Origin of the sequence: Erythrobacter sp. THAF29 (genome assembly GCF_009363635.1) — a bacterium.
Lineage (GTDB): Bacteria > Pseudomonadota > Alphaproteobacteria > Sphingomonadales > Sphingomonadaceae > Erythrobacter.
The window spans coordinates 574,440-594,194 of sequence record NZ_CP045392.1 but is presented as its reverse complement, the minus strand read 5'-3'; the positions used below and the strand labels follow the sequence as shown (position 1 = coordinate 594,194).

The window sequence follows — 19,755 nt, the reverse complement described above, 5'->3', positions numbered from 1 at the left end:
TATCAGCCCCGCAAGTCGGGCGGGGTCGCCTCGGCGGTCAGCATGGCAAGCGCCTCGTCCACGCTCATCACCCGCTGGTCCTTTTCGCCCAGAGTGCGGATCGCGACAGTGCCGTCCTCGGCCTCGCGTTTGCCGACCACAAGCAGGTGCGGGACTTTCGCAAGCGAGTGTTCGCGGATCTTGTAATTGATCTTCTCGTTGCGAAGGTCCGAGGTCACACGGATGCCCGCCGCAGCGAGTTTCGCCTCGACCTCCTGGGCATAGCCATCGACATCCGAGACGATCGGCGCGACCACTGCCTGGACCGGCGCGAGCCAGACCGGCAGACGCCCCGCATAATGTTCGATCAGGATACCGATGAAACGCTCGTAGGAGCCGAAGATCGCGCGGTGCAGCATGACCGGGCGGTGCTTTTCGCCATCCTCGCCGATATAGGTCGCGTCGAGCCGTTCGGGCAGCACGCGGTCGGACTGGATCGTGCCGACCTGCCAGGTGCGCCCGATCGCATCGGTGAGATGCCATTCGAGCTTGGGCGCATAGAACGCGCCTTCGCCCGGCAGTTCTTCCCAGCCGAATTCCTCGGTCGCCATGCCGGCCTCGATCACCGCGTCGCGCAGTTCCTGCTCGGCCTTGTCCCAATCCGCATCGGGGCCGAACCGCTGCTCGGGCCGCAGGGCGAGCTTGATTTCGTATTTGAAGCCGAAATCCTTGTAGACCCCGTCGGCAAGCTCGCAGAACCTGCGCACCTCCTCGACCACCTGCTCCTCGGTGCAGAAGATATGCGCATCGTCCTGCGTGAACTGGCGGACGCGCATAAGGCCGTGAAGCGCGCCGTGCGGTTCGTTGCGGTGGCAGCAACCCATTTCGCCCAGCCGGATCGGCAGGTCGCGATAGGAGGTGATGCCCTGCTTGAAGACGAGGACGTGCGCGGGGCAGTTCATCGGCTTCAGCGCCATCCAGTCGGCCTCGCCGCTGATGACCGGGCCATCGTCCTCGGTGTTGGGCACCTCGTCGGGGATCACGAACATGTTTTCGCGGTATTTGCCCCAATGGCCGGATTGCTCCCACTGGCGCGCATCCATCACCTGTGGGGTCTTGATCTCGCGATATCCGCCGCCGTCCATCTTGCGGCGCATATAGGCCTCGAGCTCGCGCCAGATGCGATAGCCCTTGGGGTGCCAGAAAACGCTCCCGTGCGCCTCTTCCTGGAGGTGGAACAGGTCCATCTCGCGCCCGAGCTTGCGATGATCGCGCTTGGCCGCCTCCTCCAGCCGGTGGAGGTGGGCTTTCAACTGCTTCTTGTTGAGCCAGCCGGTGCCATAGATGCGGGTGAGCTGCGCGTTTTTCTGGTCGCCGCGCCAATAGGCGCCTGCAACCCGCATCAGCTTGAAGGCATCGGGATCGAGCTTGCCGGTGCTGGATAGGTGCGGCCCGCGGCACATGTCGAGCCAGTCATCGCCCGACCAGTAGACCGTCAGCTCCTCGTCCTCGGGCAACTCCCTCGCCCATTCGGCCTTGAAGGTCTCGCCTTCCTTTTCCCATTTCTCGATCAGCTGTTCGCGGGTCCAGACCTCGCGGCGCAGCGGCTTGTCCGACCTGATGATCTCGCGCATCTTTTCCTCGATCGCGGGCAGATCGTCCATGCTGAAGGGCTCGCGCGAAGGCGGGGCCATCACGTCGTAGTAGAAGCCGTCGTCGGTCGCGGGACCGAAGGTGATCTGGGTTCCCGGCCACAGCGCCTGCACCGCTTCGGCGAGGACGTGGGCGTAATCGTGACGCGCCAGTTCGAGCGCTTCCTTCTCGTCCTTCGAAGTGATGAGTTCGAGTCTGGCGTCGCCTTCGAAAGGCCGATTGATATCGCGCACTTCGCCGTTCACACGCGCGGCGAGCGCGGCCTTGGCAAGGCCAGGGCCGATCGCGGCCGCGACGTCGGCGGGAGTCGATCCGGCTTCCATCTCGCGCACCGATCCATCGGGAAGGCTGATCTTCAAGAGTTCGGTCATCGTCTTTCCAAATTCGTTTGCCGCGCGCCCTAGAACATGCGGGCGCGCACCGGAAGGGCGGTGTTTGTTCAGTGGACGATTTCGGGAGGACACCGCGCCACCCGAAGCCGGGTGGCGGCAGCGTCGGACTAGACCAACAGCGACCGCCCCCGGATATCCGAGGTGGTAGTCGTTGTGGTGATGGTCAGCAGCTTGGCCATAGCGGGACATATAAGCGAGCCGGGTTGCGATGTCATTACCGGAGTGCGGGTGGTCCGAAACGGAAAGCACTCGCTCCTTTTTGGAAAGTTTGCTTGACATTCAACCGAATCTATGACAAGCCTCCTTTCCATAGTTGAAAGGGAGCTTTCCTTATGTCACGGATTCTACACTCGCTGGTCTGGGCCGGGGCGATCCTCGCCGCCGCCCTCATCGCCAGCACCAACGGCCTCAGCGACAAGACGAGTTTCGTCGTCGTGCTCGGTTTGACCGGCGCCGCTTGGGCATCGCTGAGCCCGGGCGGAATGTGCGCCAGAAAGAGCGCGTCATGAACGGCAGAGCCGAAAGCGACGCCGCGCATCAGGGCCGGGCCTGCCTGATTGCCGCCGCCTCATCCGTCCTCGGCGCGCTCGGCGTATTGTTCCTGTGGAAGTCGGACGCGATCGATATCACCACCGCCTATGTCCTTGCCGTGATCCCGACGGCGCTGATGGTGTTCGCGTTCGTGAAGACGCTGCGCCAGTCCAAGGGCAAGGCGAGCCAGCGTTACCTTACCCGCATGGCGCTCGTCATGGCGTTCTACCTCATCACCCTGTTCCTCGCCGAAAACCTGATCGAGGATCGCGGCCTCACCGGCCCGCTCGCCTTTTTGCTCGCGCTCTTGCCCGGCCTTTCCTTTGCCGGGGTGATCTGGATCTTCGGCGCGCTGATCGTCGAGGAGAAGGACGAGTTTTTCCGCCTGCTCTATGTCCGCCAGGGGCTGATCGCCACCGGTGTCGCCTTCACCATGGCGGCGGTCTGGGGCTTCCTTGAAACCTACGGTCAGGTCGATCCGGTCGCCGCATTCTGGTGGCCGACCCTGTGGTGCATCGGAATCGGAATCGGCGGCATCGCCAACAAGATCAAATACGGCACTTATGGAGAGATCCGATGAGCACGCCCGGATATATGAAAGCCTATACTTGGCGCATAATCGGCTTCATGACAGCCTATGTCGCGATCCTGACTGCCGGGCTGACGCTGGAAAAATCATACGAGTTGTCCTCTTCGCTGCGGATCGCTCTCGCGTTCGCAACCGCGCTTCCGATCTGCGGGGTGTTCTGGGCGCTGTTCAGGGTGCTGGTCGAATGCGATGACGAATACCAGCGCTTCCTGTTGGTCAAACAGGTTCTGGCGGGAACGGCGGCCACGCTCGTGATTGTCACGATCTGGAATTTTCTTGAGGTCTACGATGTCGTGACTACCGGGCCGCAATGGGTTGGGGCCATCTGGATCGCGATGTTCGGCCTGGCGGCGCCGATCGTGCGGTGGCGCGCATGAAGAACCGCCTCAAGGTGCTGCGCGCGGAGCGCGACTGGTCGCAGCAGGATCTCGCCGAACGGCTCGAGGTCAGCCGCCAGAGCGTCAACGCGATCGAAAAAGGCCGTTACGATCCCTCGCTCCCGCTCGCCTTCAAGATCGCGGATGTGTTCGGCCTGCCGATCGAGGAGATATTCAGCCGCGATTGAGCCGGACGGCTAAACTTCCAGCCGGTGCGTTCCGGCTGCACCCTCGACCCGCTTTGTCCCGGCAAGGCGGGTCGAGCGCGTCTTGATGGTGTCGACAAAGCGGAATTCGGTCGTCGCGCATTCGGGTTTGAGCTCGACCGCCATATAGCCGCGTTGCGAGGTGTCGGCCCATTTGAGGCCCTCGTTCGCCTGCACCACCGAGCGCGCGAAATCCGCAGGTGGGATCGAGCGAAGCGAGTTTTCAAGGCCGGGCGATGTCGTGCCCGGCACTCCAAACTCGACGCCCGCTTTCGTTCCGTCGTGATCAAGCTCGAACGCCCAGCCATTATGCGTGTCGCCTGCGAGCACGAGCAGGTTGGCATCGGCTTCGAGCGCGGACTTAAGCACCCGCTCGCGCGCGGCAGGATAGCCGTCCCAAGCATCCATGTTTGCGGGCAGTCCCGCCGAACTCGCAAGCGCGGCGGCGAGCAGGCGTTGGCGCACGAATTCGGGCATGTCGTCGCTGATCGCGCTGATAATGCTGGGCGGGGTCTTGAGGTTGCCCATCAGCACCTGTTGCACCAGCACCTGCCATTTGACGCCGCGCGCGCTCGAGGCGGCAAGCCCATCAGCCAGCCATTGCTCCTGCGCTGCGCCGAGCAATTGCCGATCGGCATTGGTCCAATCGCCGTCGCGGAAGGCTATAAGCGAAGCGGCGGCCTCTTCCGGAGTGGTCGCACCGTCGAGGATTTTGGCGAGACTGAATTGCTCTTCGCGCCCTTCGAGCCGCGTATCGAGCCTGAACAGGGTCGCCAGATCGCCGATATCGTAGGTGGCATAGGGCTCGTCCGACACCGGCATCCATTCGCGGTAAACCCGCTTGGCGGCAGCCTTGCGTACCTCCCACTCGCCTTCGGTTTCGGGCTGGTGGTTCTGCGCTCCTTCCTTCCAGCTGTCATTGGCACTTTCATGGTCGTCCCACACGCTGATCATCGGCATGACCTGGTGAAGGCGCCTGAGATCCGGGTCGGCGCGGTAGGTGGCGTAACGCAGGCGATAGTCGGCGAGCGCTACAATCTCGCTATCGGGATTGAGTCCGCGCATCGGAAGCGCTTGATCTTCGGACGGATAGGTCCCAGCGCCGTACTCATAGATATAGTCGCCAAGATGGAGCGCGAGGTCGCAATCGTTCGCTTCGGCCGCGTGGCCATAGGCATTGAACCAGCCGAAGCCGAGATTGGAGCACGAGAAGACCGCGAGACTGAAGCTTTCGGTCGACCCATCGGGAAGCGTGCGAGTGCGTCCGGTGTCCGACATCGTCCCGTCTGGCGCGACGAAGCGGTAGAAATACCAGCGGTCCGGCGTGAGGCCGTTTGCGATCGCCTTCGCGCACCAATCGCGGTTCGGCGATGCGATCACACTTCCTTCAGAGACTGTCGACGCGAAATCCGCGCTCTCGCTCACCTGCCAATCGAGCGTCGTCTCCGCCTCGCCGACATAGCGCGTCCATAACAGGACATTGTCCGAATGCGGCTCCCCGCTTGCAACGCCGTGGGTAAAGCCGCTGCCGAATGTGCGCGCGACCGACGGGCTCGCCGCGAGTGCCGCCGAGGCTCCGGCGAGCGAGAAGAGACCGCGGCGGGTGACGGATCCGATTGGGCGGGCGGGCATTTCAGCCGGGTCGTTCTTGATCATGGCGAGGGACCATACGCCTCGCTTGCGGCGAAGCAATGACAAGACTTGCAAGCGTGGCAGCGAAGCGGCCAGAAGGGCGGCCATGTTTGATACAAAGCATCACGCAACGCCCGATGGCCGCCGCATCGCCTATCGCCATGTGCGCGGCGACGGCCCGACGCTCGTTTTCCTGCCCGGCTACATGTCCGACATGGCCGGCGGAAAAGCGACGGCGCTGTTTACCGAAGCGCGCGAAAAGGGGCGCGGATGCCTGCTGCTCGATTATTCAGGCTGCGGGGAGAGCGAAGGCGATTTCGCGGACGGCACTCTATCGAAATGGCGCGACGAAGTGCTCGCGCTCATCCAAGCGCGGATCGATGGTCCGGTCCTGCTGGTCGGCTCGTCGATGGGCGGATGGCTGATGCTGCTGGTTGCCGAGAAGCTGGGCGAACGGCTTGCGGCAATGGTCGGGATCGCTGCCGCGCCCGATTTTACGCGCTGGGGCTATTCCGAAGAGCAGCGCGCAAAGCTCGCGGCGGGCGAGACCGTGTACGAGGACAATCCCTACGGCCCCGAACCCACGCCCACCCATCCGGAGTTTTTTGCCGATGGCGAAGCGCAATTGCGCCTCCACGGCGAGATCGCGATCGACTGTCCGACCCGGCTGCTGCACGGCCAGTGCGATACCGACGTGCCCTGGGAAACCAGCCTGCGCCTTGCCGAGGCGCTGCGTTCGGACGCGGTACAGGTGACACTGGTAAAGGACGGAGACCACCGCCTATCGCGCGACGAAGACATCGCGTTGCTCAAGCGCACGGTCGCGAGCTTTTACTGACGGAACCTTCCCCCATGTCCACCCTCCTTCTTGCAGCCCTTCTCCCGTCGACGCTCCCCGCGATGCTCCAGGTCGGGCCCAACCCCTCGGCCACGGATACGCTCGGGGTACCCGATGAACTCGTCAACCGACCGCCACGCGAGAATGCGATCGAGGCACCCACCAACCCGACGAGCAAGTGGCTATCCGAATGCCTGGATCTTCTGCCGGAAGACCCGGCCCGCGCACATACGCTGGCACAGATCAGGCGCGGATCGACCGCGGGCACGGATCGAGTGATCGCCAACCATTGCCTCGGCCTTGCTGCAACCGAGCTTGGCCTGTGGGACGATGCCAGAACAGCCTTTCTCGCGGCACGAGACGAAACTCCCCCGAAAGAGCTCAGCACCCGGGCTCGCTTCGGCACGATGGCGGGTAATGCCGCGCTTGGCGGAGGCGATGCAGAGGCGGCAGTGACCCTTCTCGAACAGGCGCAGGCCGATGCCAAAAGCGCCGCCTCCGCGACGCTCGAAGCGATCGCAGCGCTCGATCGGGCGCGCGCGCTTGTCGCGCTCCAGAAGCCGCACGATGCCATTCTGGCGCTCTCGGACGCGACACGTCTGGAGCCCAACAAGGCCGAAGGCTGGCTGCTCACCGCTACCTTGTTCCGGCGACTCGACCGGCTGGACGATGCGCAGGAGGCGATCGAGCAGGCCGCGCGCCTCGCCCCGCTAGACGTCGATATCGGGTTGGAGGCCGGCGTGATCGCAGTCCTTTCGGGCCGGGAGGACGCTGCGCGCCAGAGCTGGGAATCGGTGATCGCGACGCAGCCAGACAGTCTGGCGGCGCAGACCGCAAGGGGTTATCTCGAGCAGCTCGGACCCAAAGCGGAAGAAGCTCCAACGCCATGACCCAATTCTCCGTCCTCGATCTCGTCCCGGTGCGCGAGGGCGGCACGGTTTCCGAGGCGCTTGCGGCAAGCGTAGATCTGGCGCGGGCCGCCGAGCGCGTCGGGTGCACACGGTTCTGGGTTGCCGAGCATCACGCAATGGAGGGTATCGCGGGCGGCGCGACTTCGGTGGTGCTCGCGCATATCGGCAACGCGACCAGCACGATCCGCATCGGTTCGGGCGGGATCATGCTGCCCAATCATACGCCGTTCCAGATCGCCGAGCAGTTCGGGACGCTTGATGCGCTGTTCCCCGGCCGCGTCGACCTCGGACTAGGCCGCGCGCCGGGAGCGGGGCCGGAATTGCAGCGCGCGCTGCGCAAGGACCTCCACCAGGCGTCGGAGTATTTCCCGCAGGATGTGGTCGAACTGCGGGCGCTGCTTACCGGAGACATCGATCTGCCTGTCAAGGCAACGCCGGGGTTAGGGGCGAAAGTCGAATTGTGGATGCTGGGATCGAGCCTGTTCGGCGCGCAGCTCGCCGCGAAACTCGGCATGCCCTATGCGTTCGCCGCCCATTTCGCGCCCGACCATCTCGACACCGCGCTCGAGCTCTATCGCCGCGATTTCCAGCCATCGAATAGCCTGTCCAAACCGCATGTGATGGTCGCGATGAATGTTTTCGCCGCCGAAACCGACGAACAGGCCGAGACGCTCGCTTCGAGCCAGCAACAGGCATTCGTCGCCCTGCGCACGGGCAAGCCGGGCAAACTCCCCCCTCCAATCGAGAATTACCTTTCGACCCTGCCGGCGCCGCATCGCGCCATGCTCGACCACCTCGGACAGGCGGCAGCGGTTGGAGCGCCGGACACGGTGCGCAATTCGATCGATGCCTTTCTCGAGCGGACAAAAGCGGATGAGATAATCCTTTGCGGTTCGACCTACGATCCCGAAGCCCGGGTCCGCTCGCTCGAACTGACGATGGATGCCTGCAGCGCGCACATCGCTGCATAGCGGCCTGTTCGTGCGGGCGAACCCGGGGGGTCGCAGGGTACCGGGGCGGTGAATCTGCCCTCAGGAGCAGGCCGGAACCTCACCGCAAACCTGTTAAAGGTCGTGAAGAGCCGACTAGGGCGAGACACCCATCAAAGAGTTTACGTAGGCCGCGCGTTGCGCATGTTAATCACGCTTGCACCGCCCGGTAAAAAGCGAGTATCAAGGGCACAATAAGAACACACCGGCATAATAATATTACCCGGAGCAGGAACATGGCGGCCCAGCCTTCGAATGATGACGCGCTGCTCAAGGCGCTGAAAAAGCACCTCAAGGCTGCGATTCTCCCCGGAGATACGCCCCTCGATGGTAAGCTCCTCGGCGATACGGCCCGCTTTGTCCTCGATACGGCGAAGGCCCGTGAGCCGGAACGTTCGGCGCTCGCAATCGAGTCTGTATCGGGCAAACGCCGGTGCCTCAGGATCGCGATCGTCAATGATGACATGCCGTTCCTGGTCGATTCCATCGCCGCGACGGTCGCCGCAATGGGTCTCAGTATCGATCGGCTCGTGCACCCGGTGCTCGGGGTAAAGCGCGACAAGGCAGGTCAGCTCACCGAGTTCTGTTCTCCCGATACGGAGGATTGCGCGAAGGAATCGCTCATCTACATCGAGACTCCTCGCGCCGATGCGCGCCAGCGCCGCGAGCTTGAGCGGGCGCTGCGCACCACGCTCGGTGACGTGCGAGCGGCGGTTAGCGACTGGCCCAGGATGCAGGCTGCGATGGCCGAAGATGCGCGCCTTATCGAGGACGATGAGTCGCGCGAGCTCCTGCAATGGCTCAACACCGGCATGCTGACGCAGCTCGGCTCGGTGAAGCGCACGCGCGATGGCAGCCAATCCGAAATGCGCGGCATCTGCCGCAAGAGCACCCGTGAAGTGCTCGCCGAGGCATCGTTCGAGCGCGCTTTCAAATGGTTCGACGAAGGCGACAGGACAGGCGAGAAGCGCGACCTTCTTGTCATCAAGGCTAACAGACTTGCGCTGGTGCATCGCCGCGTTCCGCTGGACCTCTTCATGGTCGGACTGCGCGACGCAAGATCGGGCAAGGTCGAGTCGCTTTCGATACACGCCGGTATCTGGACCAGCGCCGCGCTGGCGACCCCGCCGTCGCAGGTGCCGGTACTCCGCGCAGATCTCGCCTCGATCACCAAGTGCCTCAAATTCGATCCCGGCGGCCATGCCGGCAAGGCGCTTGTGCACGCTTTCACGGCACTGCCCAACGATCTGCTGATTGGTTTCCCCGAGGACTCAATCGCGCGGCTCGCGACGACGATGATGAGCCTTGTCGACAGGCCGCGCCCGCGTCTTGCGCTCATCACCTCACGTCTGGGACGCCACATCTATGCTTTCGCCTGGCTCCCGCGCGACACGCTTTCCACCCAGACCCGCCTTCAGATCGAGGACATGCTGACGGCCGGTGAAGGGGTAGAGCTGCTCGATTGGAGCCTCGAAGTCGAAGGCGGCACGCTCGCCATGCTGCAATTCGTCCTCGACATCCGAGACGCGAAGGAGATCCCCGACGAGGCGGTTCTCGAAGAGCATTTTCAGGATATGCTGCGCGGTTGGGGCGAAGCCGTCGAAAAGCATCTCGCCGAACATATCGAGCATTCGCGCGCAGCGGCCCTGGCCGAACGCTTCGCGGGCGCGATGCCGCTTGGCTATCGCGGCCGCTACGATGCCGAGGAGGCCGCGCGCGACATTATCGAACTGCGCGCGCTCACTAGCGATATCGAACACCAGCGCGGCGTGCGCTTCTATTGTCTTGGCAAGGATCCCACGCATCGCCTGCGCCTCAAGATCTACCAGAAAGCCGGCGCGCTTCCGCTTTCCGACGCTGTCCCGGCACTCGAGAATTTCGGTTTCCGGGTGATCAAGGAAATCCCCATTGCGCTCGACGAAGGCTCCCTCGGCACGATCCATGAATTCACGCTAGACCTGCGCGAAAACGAGAGCGCCGGCGACCTGCTCGAACGCGCCGATGCCATCGAGGCAGCAATAGCCGAGGTGCTCAATGGCGGAGCCGAGGACGATCCGTTCAACCGGCTCGTAATCGGGACCGGGCTGGCTGCGCAGGAGACCAATTGGCTGCGCGCGATCTATCGCTACCTCCGCCAGACCGGCATGAGTTTCACGATCTACACGGTGGTCGATGCACTGGGACGCGCGCCGGGCGTGACCCGTGCCATGATCGACCTGTTCGTCGCCCGTCACGATCCCTCTTTCAGCGGCAATCGCGACGAGGCGATAGCAAACGCGAAAAGCGCCTATACGCGCGGCCTGTCGAAAGTATCTGCAATCAACGATGATCGCCTGCTGCGGCTCTACCGCGCGGTAATCGACGCTGTGCTGCGCACCAACGCCTTTGCGCCAGCAGCGCACGAAGCGCTCGCATTCAAGATCGATTCCTCTTTAATCCCGAACCTGCCCAAACCCGTGCCGTGGCGCGAAATCTTCGTCTATTCGCGCCGGGTCGAGGGTATCCATTTGCGCTGCGGTCCAATCGCGCGCGGCGGGCTTCGCTGGTCCGATCGCCGCGACGACTTCCGCACCGAAATCCTCGGGCTGATGAAGGCGCAGCGCGTCAAGAACGCGGTAATCGTGCCTGACGGCGCGAAAGGCGGTTTCTATCCCAAGCAGCTCCCTTCTCCCGCGATCGATCGCGATGCCTGGGCAGCAGAGGGCCGCGCGAGCTACGAGGTGTTCATCCGCACCCTGCTGTCGATCACCGATAACATCGTCGATGGCAAAGTCGTCCATCCCGAAAACGTCGCCGTGCATGACGGCGAGGATCCCTATTTCGTTGTGGCCGCGGACAAGGGCACCGCGACTTTCTCGGACGTAGCCAACTCTATCGCGAAGGCAAAAGGCTTCTGGCTCGACGATGCTTTCGCAAGCGGCGGCTCAAACGGCTACGACCACAAGGCGATGGGCATCACCGCACGCGGCGCGTGGGTTTCGGTCCAGCGTCACTTTCTCGAAATGGGAATCGACGTCCAGACCGACAGCATCCGCGTCGCGGGCTGCGGTGACATGTCGGGCGACGTGTTCGGCAACGGCATGCTGCTTTCGAAAGCGATCAAGCTGGTTGCAGCATTCGACCATCGCCATATCTTCATCGATCCCGACCCCGACCCGGCGACAAGCTGGAAGGAAAGGAAACGCCTGTTCGACCTGCCGCGTTCAAGCTGGGAGGATTACAACAAGGACCTTATTTCGCGCGGGGGCGGGGTCTATTCCCGCGATTTAAAACGGATAAAGCTCTCCAAGACCGCGCGCGAAATGCTCGGTATCGCGGAAAAGGAAATCGAACCCGATGCCCTGATCACCGCGATCCTCAAGGCAGAGGTCGACCTGCTCTGGTTCGGCGGGATCGGCACCTATATCAAGGCCGCGCATGAAAGCCATATCGCAGTCGGCGACCCGGCCAACGACGCGCTGCGCGTCGATGCGGCAGACGTCGGTGCCAGGGTCATCGGCGAAGGCGCCAATCTCGGGATCACTCAGGCCGGGCGGATCGCATTCTCTCTTAACGGCGGCCGGATCAACACGGATTTCATCGATAACTCGGCCGGCGTGGATTGTTCGGACAACGAGGTCAACATCAAGATCGCGCTCGCTTCGGCAATCCGCGAAGGCAAGCTGACCGAGAAGAAACGCAACAACCTGCTCGCCAAGATGACGGACGAGGTTGCCGAGATCGCGCTCGAAGACAATCGCCTGCAGGCGCTCGCGTTGTCGATCGCCGAAGCTGCCGGTCCGGCGGCGACCGCTTCCTATGTGCGCCTGATCGAGCAACTCGAAGACCTTGGCGATCTCGACCGCCGGACCGAAGGCCTCGCCGACGGCGACACATTCAGCCGACGCGCCGCCGACGGACGCGGCCTGACGAGGCCCGAACTTGCGATATTGCTATCCTCTTCGAAACTCGCCTTGCAAGACGCGATCGAGGCAAGCGGCCTGCCTGACGATCCGATCCTCGAAGATTCGCTGATCGCCATGTTCCCGCGCCCGATGCAGGCCAAGTTCGCCCACCAGATCAAGACCCACCGGCTGCGCCGAGAGCTGATCGCAACCGATCTGTCCAACCGCATGGTCAACCGCATTGGCCTGGTCCATGCATTTGAACTGGCCGAAGAAGAAGGCGTGGGCTTGTCGGACGTTGCCGCGGCCTTTGTCGTCGTGGAAAGACTGTTCGATCTCCGGGAACTGTGGAACGACCTCGACAATGCGAGGATGAACGAAACCGCGCGACTGACCTTGTTCGACCGGACGGCTGCGGCGGTGGGTAACCTCATGTCCGACGTATTGCGCACTGCGAGCGGTCAGGTGGAAGCCGGAGAACTGGTAGAAAGCCTCAAGGGCAATGTAAAAAGCCTCAGCGAGGGACGCGACGAACTGGTCTCGGACGAAATCCGCGAACGCTCCGAAAGCCTGCGCGACCATTTCACCGGTCAGGGCGCCCCCGAAGCGCTCGCCGAACGGGTGGCGCAGCTGTTTGACTTCGATGGCTCCATCGGCCTCGCCCAACTGGCCTTGCAGACGCACATCGATCCTAAGGAGCTTACGAGGGCTTTTACCGATATCGGCGAACGGATCGGGCTCGACTGGGCGCAGAGCACGGCTGCACACATGTCGCCCGCGGATATCTGGGAACGGCTGCTCGTCGATGGGCTTGCGCGCGACTTCCAGCATATGCGGCTGGAATTCCTGCGTCGCCTGATGCGGCGCAAGACCGGTAAGGACGATCCCCAGAGAGCCATCGCCGAATGGGCGGAGAAGAATGCCGCGGCCGTCGCACAATTCCGCAATATGATCACCCGCGCGCAGGAACGCCCGCCGGTCGCCCCTGCCGTGCTCGCCCAGATCGCGAGCCAGGCACGCAACCTGCTCGAACGCTAGGATCGACTGACGCTTGACCTCGGCCCGTTTTGCGGCGAGCAAACGCGGCATGGAGCGAGAGGGCAGCACACCGGATCACGTCCCCGGTCATTGGGACGTCGTGATCGTGGGAACCGGGCATGGCGGGGCGCAGGCGGCTATCGCGCTGCGCCAGCAGGGCCACGATGGATCTATCCTTATGATCGGGCGCGACAGCGTGCCGCCCTATGAGCGGCCGCCGCTCTCCAAGGAATATCTCGCGGGCGAGAAGCCGTTCGAGCGGATCATGATACGCCCCGAAAAATTCTGGGCGGACAAGGATATCAGCCTGATGCTCGGCTCTGCTGTTACCGAAATCGACTGGATGGCGCACACGGTAATGCTCTCCGACGGCAGCGCTATCGGCTATCGGAAACTCATCTGGTCGGGCGGCGGCGATCCCCGCCGCCTCAGCTCTACCGGCGCGAATCAGAAAGGCGTCTATTACGTGCGCGACAAACGCGATGCCGACGCGATCAGGGCTGCGCTCGATGCCGGAGCAAAGCGCGCGGTGGTGATCGGCGGCGGTTACATCGGGCTCGAGGCGGCAGCGGTGCTACGCAAACTCGGTTGCGAAGTGACGCTGATTGAAGCGCTCCCGCGCGTGCTCGCGCGCGTCGCGGGCGAGGAACTTTCTCGCTTTTATGAAGAGGAACACCGCCGCCAGGGGGTCGATGTTCGGCTTGAGACGGGAGTCGAGGAAATCCTCGGCGAAGACGGCAAGGTAACCGGGGTCGAACTCGATAGCGGCGAGACAATCGAATGCGATATGGTCGTGGTCGGTATCGGTATCGTTCCGGCAGTCGGGCCGCTGATCGCAGCGGGAGCGGCGGGTTCCAACGGGGTCGATGTCGATTTCATCTGCCGCACCACGCTCGACGATATCTATGCCATCGGAGACTGCGCGGCTCATGCCAACCCTTTTGCCGACAATGCGGTGATCCGGCTGGAGTCGGTCCAGAATGCCCATGACATGGCGAACACGGTGGCCAAGGCTATCATGGGCGATAAGCAGCCCTACCATGCGCTGCCGTGGTTCTGGTCCAACCAGTATGATCTGAAGCTGCAGACCGCAGGCCTCAGCCTCGACTATGACGACACCGTCCTGCGCGGCGATCCTGCCGACAGGAAATTCACGGTCGTCTATCTGAAGGAAGGCAAGCCGATCGCGTTCGATTGCGTGGGCACTATGAAGGATTACGTGCAGGGTCGCAAAATGCTCGAAGCAGGTGTCGAACGCGTGGACCGCGAGCTGCTGGCAGATCCAGAAGTGCCGCTCAAGGAGTTGCTGTAAGCCGTCCAACCGCCCAGCGCGCCGCATCGGCGACGACCGGGTCCGGGTCTTCGATCAAGTCACGGCATGGCTTCAGCAAACCTGGATCGTCACTGTTCCCGGCTGCGTAGAGACAGTTCCGCACGAAACGATCGCGCCCGATGCGCTTTATCGGAGAGCCGGAAAAGAAAGCGCGAAAGCCTGCATCGTCGAGCGCCAGCAATTCGGAAAGGCGCGGTGCGACCAGTTCACCGCGCGGGAGGAATTCGCGCATCGAATGCGCGCTGCTTGCAAACTTGTTCCATGGGCACACAGCGAGGCAATCGTCGCAGCCATAAATCCGGTTGCCCATCGCTTCGCGAAATTCCTCGACCACCGGCCCCTTGTGCTCGATTGTGAGATAGGAAATGCAGCGGCGGGCATCGATTGTGTACGGGGTGGGGAAGGCGTCGGTCGGGCAGGCATCGAGGCACGCCTGGCATGACCCGCATTGGTCGCGGTGCGGCTGCGAAAGCGACAGGTCGAGCGTCGTGTAGATCGCGCCGAGGAACAGCCAGCTGCCATGTTCGGCGCTGACGAGATTGGTGTGCTTGCCTTGCCAGCCGATCCCTGCCGCTTCACCCAATGGCTTCTCCATTACCGGCGCGGTGTCGACGAAAACCTTTACCTGCGCCTCGGGCTCCTCTGCGATGAGCCAACGCGCGAGCGCCTTCAGTCGCTTTTTCAAGACGTCGTGGTAATCCTTGCCCTGCGCGTAGACCGATATCCGCGCCCGGTCAGATAATCCTGCAAGCGCCATCGGATCGCGCGCGGGAGCGTAGCTCATGCCGAGTGCGATCACGCTACGCGCTTCGGGCCACAGCCCTTGCGGCGAGCGGCGGTGATGCGCGCGCGTCTCCATCCACTCCATCGTGCCGTGATGGCCTTCGCCGAGCCATTCTTCGAGCCGCGCAGCCCGCACCGGATCTTCCTTCGCGCTCGCCACGCCGAATGCGACGAATCCCAGCTCGCGCGCCTGTTTTTCAAGCCGCTCCACGAGGTTAAGAGTTGCCGCGCCGTTAACCACGCTTGGGGTTGCTCCCGTTCAGCTTCGCGCGTTAACCCCCGCGCTCATGCATATGCAGGTAGGCGAACATACCCCCGTGAGCAACGTTGCCGCTCCCTCAGCTACCGACCGACCGCTCGCAATCGAAGCGCGCGGACTGGTCAAGTCGTTCGACGGCACAACGGCGGTGCGCGGGGTCGATCTCGAAGTGCCCGAGGGCGCGATCTACGGCATCCTCGGCCCTAATGGTGCAGGCAAGACCACCACCTTGCGCATGCTGCTCGGCATTATCGACCCGGACGAAGGCGTTCGCCGGGTTTTCGGGCACGATCGCCCGCACGATATTGGCCGCCTTATCGGCTACCTTCCCGAAGAACGCGGGCTTTATCCCGCAATGAAGGCGATCGAAGCCATCGCTTTCATGGGCGCATTGCGCGGTCTGTCGCTTCCCGAAGGGCGCAAGCGCGGTCTGGAGCTGCTTGAACGGCACGATCTTGCCCATGCCGCCGACCGGCAGATCCGGCAGCTTTCCAAGGGTATGGCGCAGACCGTCCAGCTGCTCGGCACGCTGGTCCACCGCCCCAAGCTTGTCGTTCTCGACGAGCCGTTTTCGGGTCTTGATGCGATCAACCAGGGCAAGCTTGAGCGCATGATCCGCTCGCTCGCCGAAGACGGCGTTACCGTGATCTTCTCGACTCACGTGATCCACCATGCCGAGCGCCTGTGCGAAGGCGTCGCGATCATCGCCGGGGGCAAAGTTCCCTATGCCGGGAGCGTGGAAGTGGCGCGCGACCGCATTCCCGCTCAGGTCCGGCTCGAAACTCGGGCGCGCGAAGGCGCGTGGACGGCTGCGCTTCCCGAGGATACCCGCCGCGAAGGCGACTTTTTCTACTTCCCTCTCCCCGACAGCGGGGTCGAGCCTTTGCTCAAGCAATTGATCGAAGGCGATGCGGGAATTCTGTCGCTCTCGATCGAGCGCGCCGGTCTGCACGACGCATTCGTCGCAATTGCAGGTGAGGCGGCCGCGCGCCAGCTCGACGCCGACCAGATGGGAGACGCGGCATGAGCAATCCCGATCAGGCCGCCATCGAAGCGAGCCCGCGACTGTCGAAACTGCAGGCCGCATGGGTCATAGCCCGGCGCGATTTCATCGCGGTGCTGTTCAGCCGCGCCTTTCTGTTCTTCCTTCTTGGTCCGCTTTTCCCGATCCTCGTCGGCGGCCTCGCCGGAAGCATCGGCAAGCAGGTAACGGTCCAGGCGATCAGCGTCGAAGTCGGCGTCGCCATGAATGCCGAGGACAATGCAGCGATGATCGAGGCCGGAGACGCGCTACGCCCGCAGCTTGGCGGAGCGATCCCGAAGCTTTCGAGAATTGTAGAGGCGGAAACCGACACCGGTTTCGACGCGCGCGCCTTCCTTGATGCACGGCGCGGGAACTATGCTGTGATTGTGACTGGGACGCCTGCCGCACCCGAAATCGTGGGTACCGAAGGACAGGTCAAGCGCTGGAAAGGACCTGTAGAACTCATCGCCGCGACCGCCAGCGGCGCTGCCCCTTCATCCTATCCGGAAAGCTCGAGCGCGCTTGTCGCCAGCAGCGCGGCTTCGGAGCGCTCGAACCGGGTGCGAACCGCGCAGGCGGCGCAGATGCTGCTTTTTCTGCTTTCAATGCTGCTTGCAGGCATGGTGCTCTCCAACCTCGCCGAGGAGAAGGGCAACAAGATCATCGAAATCCTCGCCGCCGCGATCCCGATGGATTCGGTCTTCATGGGCAAACTCTTCGCGATGCTTGGCGTGTCCTTCGTCGGCATTTTCGTATGGGGCGCGTTCGGTTGGGGCTTCTGGGCGGTGGCCGAAGATGGAATTGTCACAATCACACAGACCGATTTCCGAAACCTGCCGGGCCCCGCGGTTGGCTGGCCGATCTTCTTGGCACTCGGCGTGCTCTACTTCTCGATGGCATATCTGCTTCTCGGCGCGCTGTTCCTGACGGTTGGCGCGATGGCGAGCACGGTGCGCGAGGTGCAGACGCTCTCGATGCCGGTCACCATGATGCAGCTCATGGTGTTCTTCCTCGCTGCCTATGCAATCGCACTTCCAGGCTCCGCGCTCGAGACCTTCGCAATCGCATTCCCGCTTTCCTCACCCTTCGCGATGCTCGCGAGAGCGGCGCTTGAGGAAAGCCTCTGGACGCATGCAATCGCGCTCGGCTGGCAGGCGGTGTGGGTCTTCGTCCTGGTCAAGGGCGGCTCGATGCTCTTCCGCAAGCGGGTGATGAAATCGGGCGGCGCCGGGCACGAGAAAAGGCGCCGCAGATGGTTGGGCAGGCGCAAGACCCAGCAGGCCCTAACGGAACCCGCCGAATAGGTCGCAAAACGCAACCGACTATTGACACTGCTGTCAGTTAGGGCAGGATGCGACTCACAAGGAGAGATGCAAGCTCTCCTGACGGGAGAGAGATATGGCGACTGTTGCACCCGAACGGCCAAAGGTTCGGACTTCACCCACGGCTTACGAGGCGCTCAAGGCGCATTTCGAGAAGCACCCGGAAGAGCGCCCCGCGCATCCGCACAAGTGGGATCTGAGCCGCTCCGACATCTATTTCGAGGACAGGTGGCAGCCGATCGTCGCGGAAATGCAGGCCGAAGGACCGCTGCACTGGATCCCGGAAAGCCCCTACGGACCCTACTGGTCGGTCGTCGGCCACAAGGCGATCCAGCATATCGAGGCGCTACCGGAAACCTTCTCCTCCAGCTGGGAATATGGCGGGATCACGATCCTCGAGCGGCTTTCCGAGGAAGAGCTCGCAGCCAGCAATGCCGACCGGCGCGAATTACCGATGTTCATCGCCATGGACCGGCCCGAACATACCGGCCAGCGCCGCACCGTCGCGCCCAAGTTCACCCCTTCGGCCATGACCGAGATGGAAGACGAGATCCGCCAGCGCACCGGCGAATTGCTCGACACCCTGCCGCGCGGCGAAGTGTTCGACTGGGTCGACAAGGTTTCGATCGAGCTGACGACCGGGATGCTCGCGATCCTGTTCGGCTTCCCGTGGGAGGATCGCCGCCTGCTCACCTTCTGGTCAGACTGGTCGGGCGACACCGAACTGGCCGGCGTGCGCGAGCTCGACGAGCTGCGCTGGGAGCTGCTCCACGAAATGGCGGCCTATTTCCAGTCGCTCTGGATCGAACGCACACATGACAAGGAACCGGCGGGCGATCTCATTTCGATGATGATCCATTCGGAAGCCATGAACCAGATGCGACCCGAGGAATTCATCGGCAACCTCGTTCTGCTTATCGTCGGCGGTAACGACACGACGCGCAACTCGATGAGCGGCTTCGTCCATGCGCTCGACAAGTTTCCCGACCAGCGCAAGGTGTTCGAGGAAGACCCCGGCGTGATCCCCAACGCGGTGCAGGAAATGCTCCGCATGCAAACGCCGCTGGCGCATATGCGACGGACCTGCACCGAGGATACGGAGGTTTTCGGCAAGCAGATCAAGAAGGGCGACAAGGTGGTGCTGTGGTATCTCGCGGCCAACCATGAAGAGAGCGTCTTCCCCGACCCGCACAAGCTCGATCTGCGCCGCGAGAACGCGCGTCGCCATATCGCATTCGGTTACGGCATTCACCGCTGTGTCGGCGCGCGGCTTGCCGAGCTTCAGCTGCGCGTCCTGCTCGAGGAAATGCACAAGCGCCGGATGCGGGTGCATGTCGCGGGCGATGTCGAACGCGTGCGGGCGAATTTCGTCCACGGCTTCCGCAAGCTCGAAGTGGAAATCACCGAGTTCTGAGACGGCGCGCCCACGCACAGGGTGAAACTTTTCGGCGATTTCCCACGTAAATAGGGGTGAGATGCCTTTGTTTTCGAAAGGACACATCGCGATGAAACTCGCCATTTCGAGCCGACGCCGCTTCCTTGCAAGTGCTGCGACCGCTTTCGCCATGCCCGTCCTCGCTTCATGCGGCGGAACCCCTGCGCAGGCGCGAGGCGATTTCCCGATCCGCAAGAGTGAGGCGCAATGGCGCAAGATCCTCACCCGCGCCGAATACCGTATTCTGCGCGAAGCAGGGACCGAGCGCGCATTTTCGCACCCGCTCAACAAGGAAAAGCGCAAGGGCGTCTACAAATGCGCAGGCTGCGGCAACCGGCTCTATTCCTCGGCGCACAAATACGACAGCGGCACTGGCTGGCCCGCCTTCTACAAGGCGATCGACAAGGGCGCTGTCGGCACTTCGACCGATTACAAGATCGGTTATGCCCGCACCGAAGTGCATTGCGCCGATTGCGGCGGGCATCTGGGGCACATTTTCGGCGACGGTCCCAAGCCAACCGGCAAGCGCCACTGCATCAATGGCCTTGCGATGGATTTTGTCCCGGCATAGCCGGCTGCG

16 protein-coding genes are annotated in these 19,755 nt (G+C 63.0%); 13 read left to right on the top strand and 3 right to left on the bottom strand.

The genetic code is table 11. The annotated features are described in order from the left end of the window. Nucleotides 1-2 precede the first annotated feature (2 nt). A complete protein-coding gene (gene thrS, locus FIU90_RS03005; RefSeq protein ID WP_152433433.1) occupies nt 3-2,003 on the bottom strand; it encodes a threonine--tRNA ligase in 2,001 nt (666 codons plus the stop codon). A gap of 353 nt (nt 2,004-2,356) precedes the next feature. Between thrS and FIU90_RS15500 the strand changes: the two genes are divergently transcribed. The 4 genes from FIU90_RS15500 to FIU90_RS02990 are packed head-to-tail and all read left to right on the top strand — an operon-like array spanning nt 2,357 to nt 3,709. After that, a complete protein-coding gene (locus FIU90_RS15500; RefSeq protein WP_172970168.1) occupies nt 2,357-2,533 on the top strand; it encodes a hypothetical protein in 177 nt (58 codons plus the stop codon). Further along, nucleotides 2,530-3,135 (top strand): hypothetical protein, encoded by a 606-nt coding sequence (locus FIU90_RS03000; RefSeq protein WP_152433432.1) that lies wholly within the window; start codon nt 2,530-2,532, stop codon nt 3,133-3,135. Before FIU90_RS15500 ends, FIU90_RS03000 begins: the two co-directional genes overlap by 4 nt. After that, complete coding sequence (locus tag FIU90_RS02995; protein ID WP_152433431.1) at nt 3,132-3,521, top strand: hypothetical protein; 390 nt, start codon at nt 3,132-3,134, stop codon at nt 3,519-3,521. Before FIU90_RS03000 ends, FIU90_RS02995 begins: the two co-directional genes overlap by 4 nt. Next, nucleotides 3,518-3,709 carry a helix-turn-helix transcriptional regulator gene (locus tag FIU90_RS02990; protein ID WP_152433430.1) on the top strand — a complete coding sequence of 64 codons (192 nt, stop codon included), beginning with the start codon at nt 3,518-3,520 and terminating at the stop codon, nt 3,707-3,709. The genes FIU90_RS02995 and FIU90_RS02990 overlap by 4 nt, the downstream gene beginning before the upstream one ends. 9 nt (nt 3,710-3,718) lie before the next feature. Here FIU90_RS02990 and FIU90_RS02985 read toward each other — a convergent pair whose 3' ends face one another. Then, nucleotides 3,719-5,383, bottom strand: coding sequence for an alkaline phosphatase (locus FIU90_RS02985; protein WP_152433429.1), 1,665 nt, complete (start codon nt 5,381-5,383; stop codon nt 3,719-3,721). Between the two features lie 82 nt (nt 5,384-5,465). On the opposite strand from FIU90_RS02985, the gene FIU90_RS02980 reads away from it, so the two are divergent. From FIU90_RS02980 to FIU90_RS02960, 5 genes are all read left to right on the top strand, one after another. Next, a complete protein-coding gene (locus tag FIU90_RS02980; RefSeq protein ID WP_152433427.1) occupies nt 5,466-6,197 on the top strand; it encodes an alpha/beta fold hydrolase in 732 nt (243 codons plus the stop codon). A 14-nt stretch (nt 6,198-6,211) separates the two neighbouring features. Continuing rightward, entirely contained in the window at nt 6,212-7,087 is an 876-nt protein-coding gene (locus FIU90_RS02975; protein ID WP_234029605.1) for a tetratricopeptide repeat protein, read from the top strand. Continuing rightward, the gene (locus FIU90_RS02970; RefSeq protein WP_152433426.1) at nt 7,084-8,079 is read left to right on the top strand and encodes an LLM class flavin-dependent oxidoreductase; all 996 of its coding nucleotides are present in this window, start codon (nt 7,084-7,086) and stop codon (nt 8,077-8,079) included. The genes FIU90_RS02975 and FIU90_RS02970 overlap by 4 nt, the downstream gene beginning before the upstream one ends. A gap of 254 nt (nt 8,080-8,333) precedes the next feature. Continuing rightward, nucleotides 8,334-13,019 carry an NAD-glutamate dehydrogenase domain-containing protein gene (locus tag FIU90_RS02965; RefSeq protein ID WP_152433425.1) on the top strand — a complete coding sequence of 1,562 codons (4,686 nt, stop codon included), beginning with the start codon at nt 8,334-8,336 and terminating at the stop codon, nt 13,017-13,019. A gap of 49 nt (nt 13,020-13,068) precedes the next feature. Then, a complete protein-coding gene (locus FIU90_RS02960) occupies nt 13,069-14,331 on the top strand; it encodes an NAD(P)/FAD-dependent oxidoreductase (RefSeq protein WP_152435666.1) in 1,263 nt (420 codons plus the stop codon). Here FIU90_RS02960 and queG read toward each other — a convergent pair. After that, a complete protein-coding gene (queG, locus tag FIU90_RS02955) occupies nt 14,315-15,376 on the bottom strand; it encodes a tRNA epoxyqueuosine(34) reductase QueG (RefSeq protein ID WP_152433424.1) in 1,062 nt (353 codons plus the stop codon). The two genes, FIU90_RS02960 and queG, sit on opposite strands and share 17 nt — an antisense overlap. Before the next feature lie 46 nt (nt 15,377-15,422). On the opposite strand from queG, the gene FIU90_RS02950 reads away from it, so the two are divergent. From FIU90_RS02950 to msrB, 4 genes are all read left to right on the top strand, one after another. Next, the gene (locus tag FIU90_RS02950; RefSeq protein ID WP_152433423.1) at nt 15,423-16,421 is read left to right on the top strand and encodes an ABC transporter ATP-binding protein; all 999 of its coding nucleotides are present in this window, start codon (nt 15,423-15,425) and stop codon (nt 16,419-16,421) included. Continuing rightward, on the top strand, nt 16,418-17,722 hold the full coding sequence (locus FIU90_RS02945) for an ABC transporter permease (protein ID WP_152433422.1): 1,305 nt from the start codon (nt 16,418-16,420) through the stop codon (nt 17,720-17,722). The genes FIU90_RS02950 and FIU90_RS02945 overlap by 4 nt, the downstream gene beginning before the upstream one ends. A gap of 94 nt (nt 17,723-17,816) precedes the next feature. Next, on the top strand, nt 17,817-19,154 hold the full coding sequence (locus FIU90_RS02940; protein ID WP_152433421.1) for a cytochrome P450: 1,338 nt from the start codon (nt 17,817-17,819) through the stop codon (nt 19,152-19,154). A 91-nt stretch (nt 19,155-19,245) separates the two neighbouring features. Beyond that, on the top strand, nt 19,246-19,746 hold the full coding sequence (gene msrB, locus FIU90_RS02935) for a peptide-methionine (R)-S-oxide reductase MsrB (RefSeq protein ID WP_152433420.1): 501 nt from the start codon (nt 19,246-19,248) through the stop codon (nt 19,744-19,746). The last annotated feature ends 9 nt before the right edge of the window (nt 19,747-19,755 follow it).

Excerpts from the sequence above, each read along its gene's own strand:
- FIU90_RS02950 (WP_152433423.1), top strand. The coding sequence starts at position 15,423 with ATGCATATGCAGGTAGGCGAACATACCCCCGTGAGCAACGTTGCCGCT.
- FIU90_RS02985 (WP_152433429.1), bottom strand. The coding sequence starts at position 5,383 with ATGATCAAGAACGACCCGGCTGAAATGCCCGCCCGCCCAATCGGATCC.
- thrS (WP_152433433.1), bottom strand. The coding sequence starts at position 2,003 with ATGACCGAACTCTTGAAGATCAGCCTTCCCGATGGATCGGTGCGCGAG.
- FIU90_RS02995 (WP_152433431.1), top strand. The coding sequence starts at position 3,132 with ATGAGCACGCCCGGATATATGAAAGCCTATACTTGGCGCATAATCGGC.
- FIU90_RS02980 (WP_152433427.1), top strand. The coding sequence starts at position 5,466 with ATGTTTGATACAAAGCATCACGCAACGCCCGATGGCCGCCGCATCGCC.
- FIU90_RS15500 (WP_172970168.1), top strand. The coding sequence starts at position 2,357 with ATGTCACGGATTCTACACTCGCTGGTCTGGGCCGGGGCGATCCTCGCC.
- FIU90_RS02970 (WP_152433426.1), top strand. The coding sequence starts at position 7,084 with ATGACCCAATTCTCCGTCCTCGATCTCGTCCCGGTGCGCGAGGGCGGC.
- FIU90_RS02975 (WP_234029605.1), top strand. The coding sequence starts at position 6,212 with ATGTCCACCCTCCTTCTTGCAGCCCTTCTCCCGTCGACGCTCCCCGCG.
- FIU90_RS03000 (WP_152433432.1), top strand. The coding sequence starts at position 2,530 with ATGAACGGCAGAGCCGAAAGCGACGCCGCGCATCAGGGCCGGGCCTGC.
- FIU90_RS02990 (WP_152433430.1), top strand. The coding sequence starts at position 3,518 with ATGAAGAACCGCCTCAAGGTGCTGCGCGCGGAGCGCGACTGGTCGCAG.
- FIU90_RS02945 (WP_152433422.1), top strand. The coding sequence starts at position 16,418 with ATGAGCAATCCCGATCAGGCCGCCATCGAAGCGAGCCCGCGACTGTCG.
- FIU90_RS02940 (WP_152433421.1), top strand. The coding sequence starts at position 17,817 with ATGGCGACTGTTGCACCCGAACGGCCAAAGGTTCGGACTTCACCCACG.
- FIU90_RS02965 (WP_152433425.1), top strand. The coding sequence starts at position 8,334 with ATGGCGGCCCAGCCTTCGAATGATGACGCGCTGCTCAAGGCGCTGAAA.
- FIU90_RS02960 (WP_152435666.1), top strand. The coding sequence starts at position 13,069 with ATGGAGCGAGAGGGCAGCACACCGGATCACGTCCCCGGTCATTGGGAC.
- msrB (WP_152433420.1), top strand. The coding sequence starts at position 19,246 with ATGAAACTCGCCATTTCGAGCCGACGCCGCTTCCTTGCAAGTGCTGCG.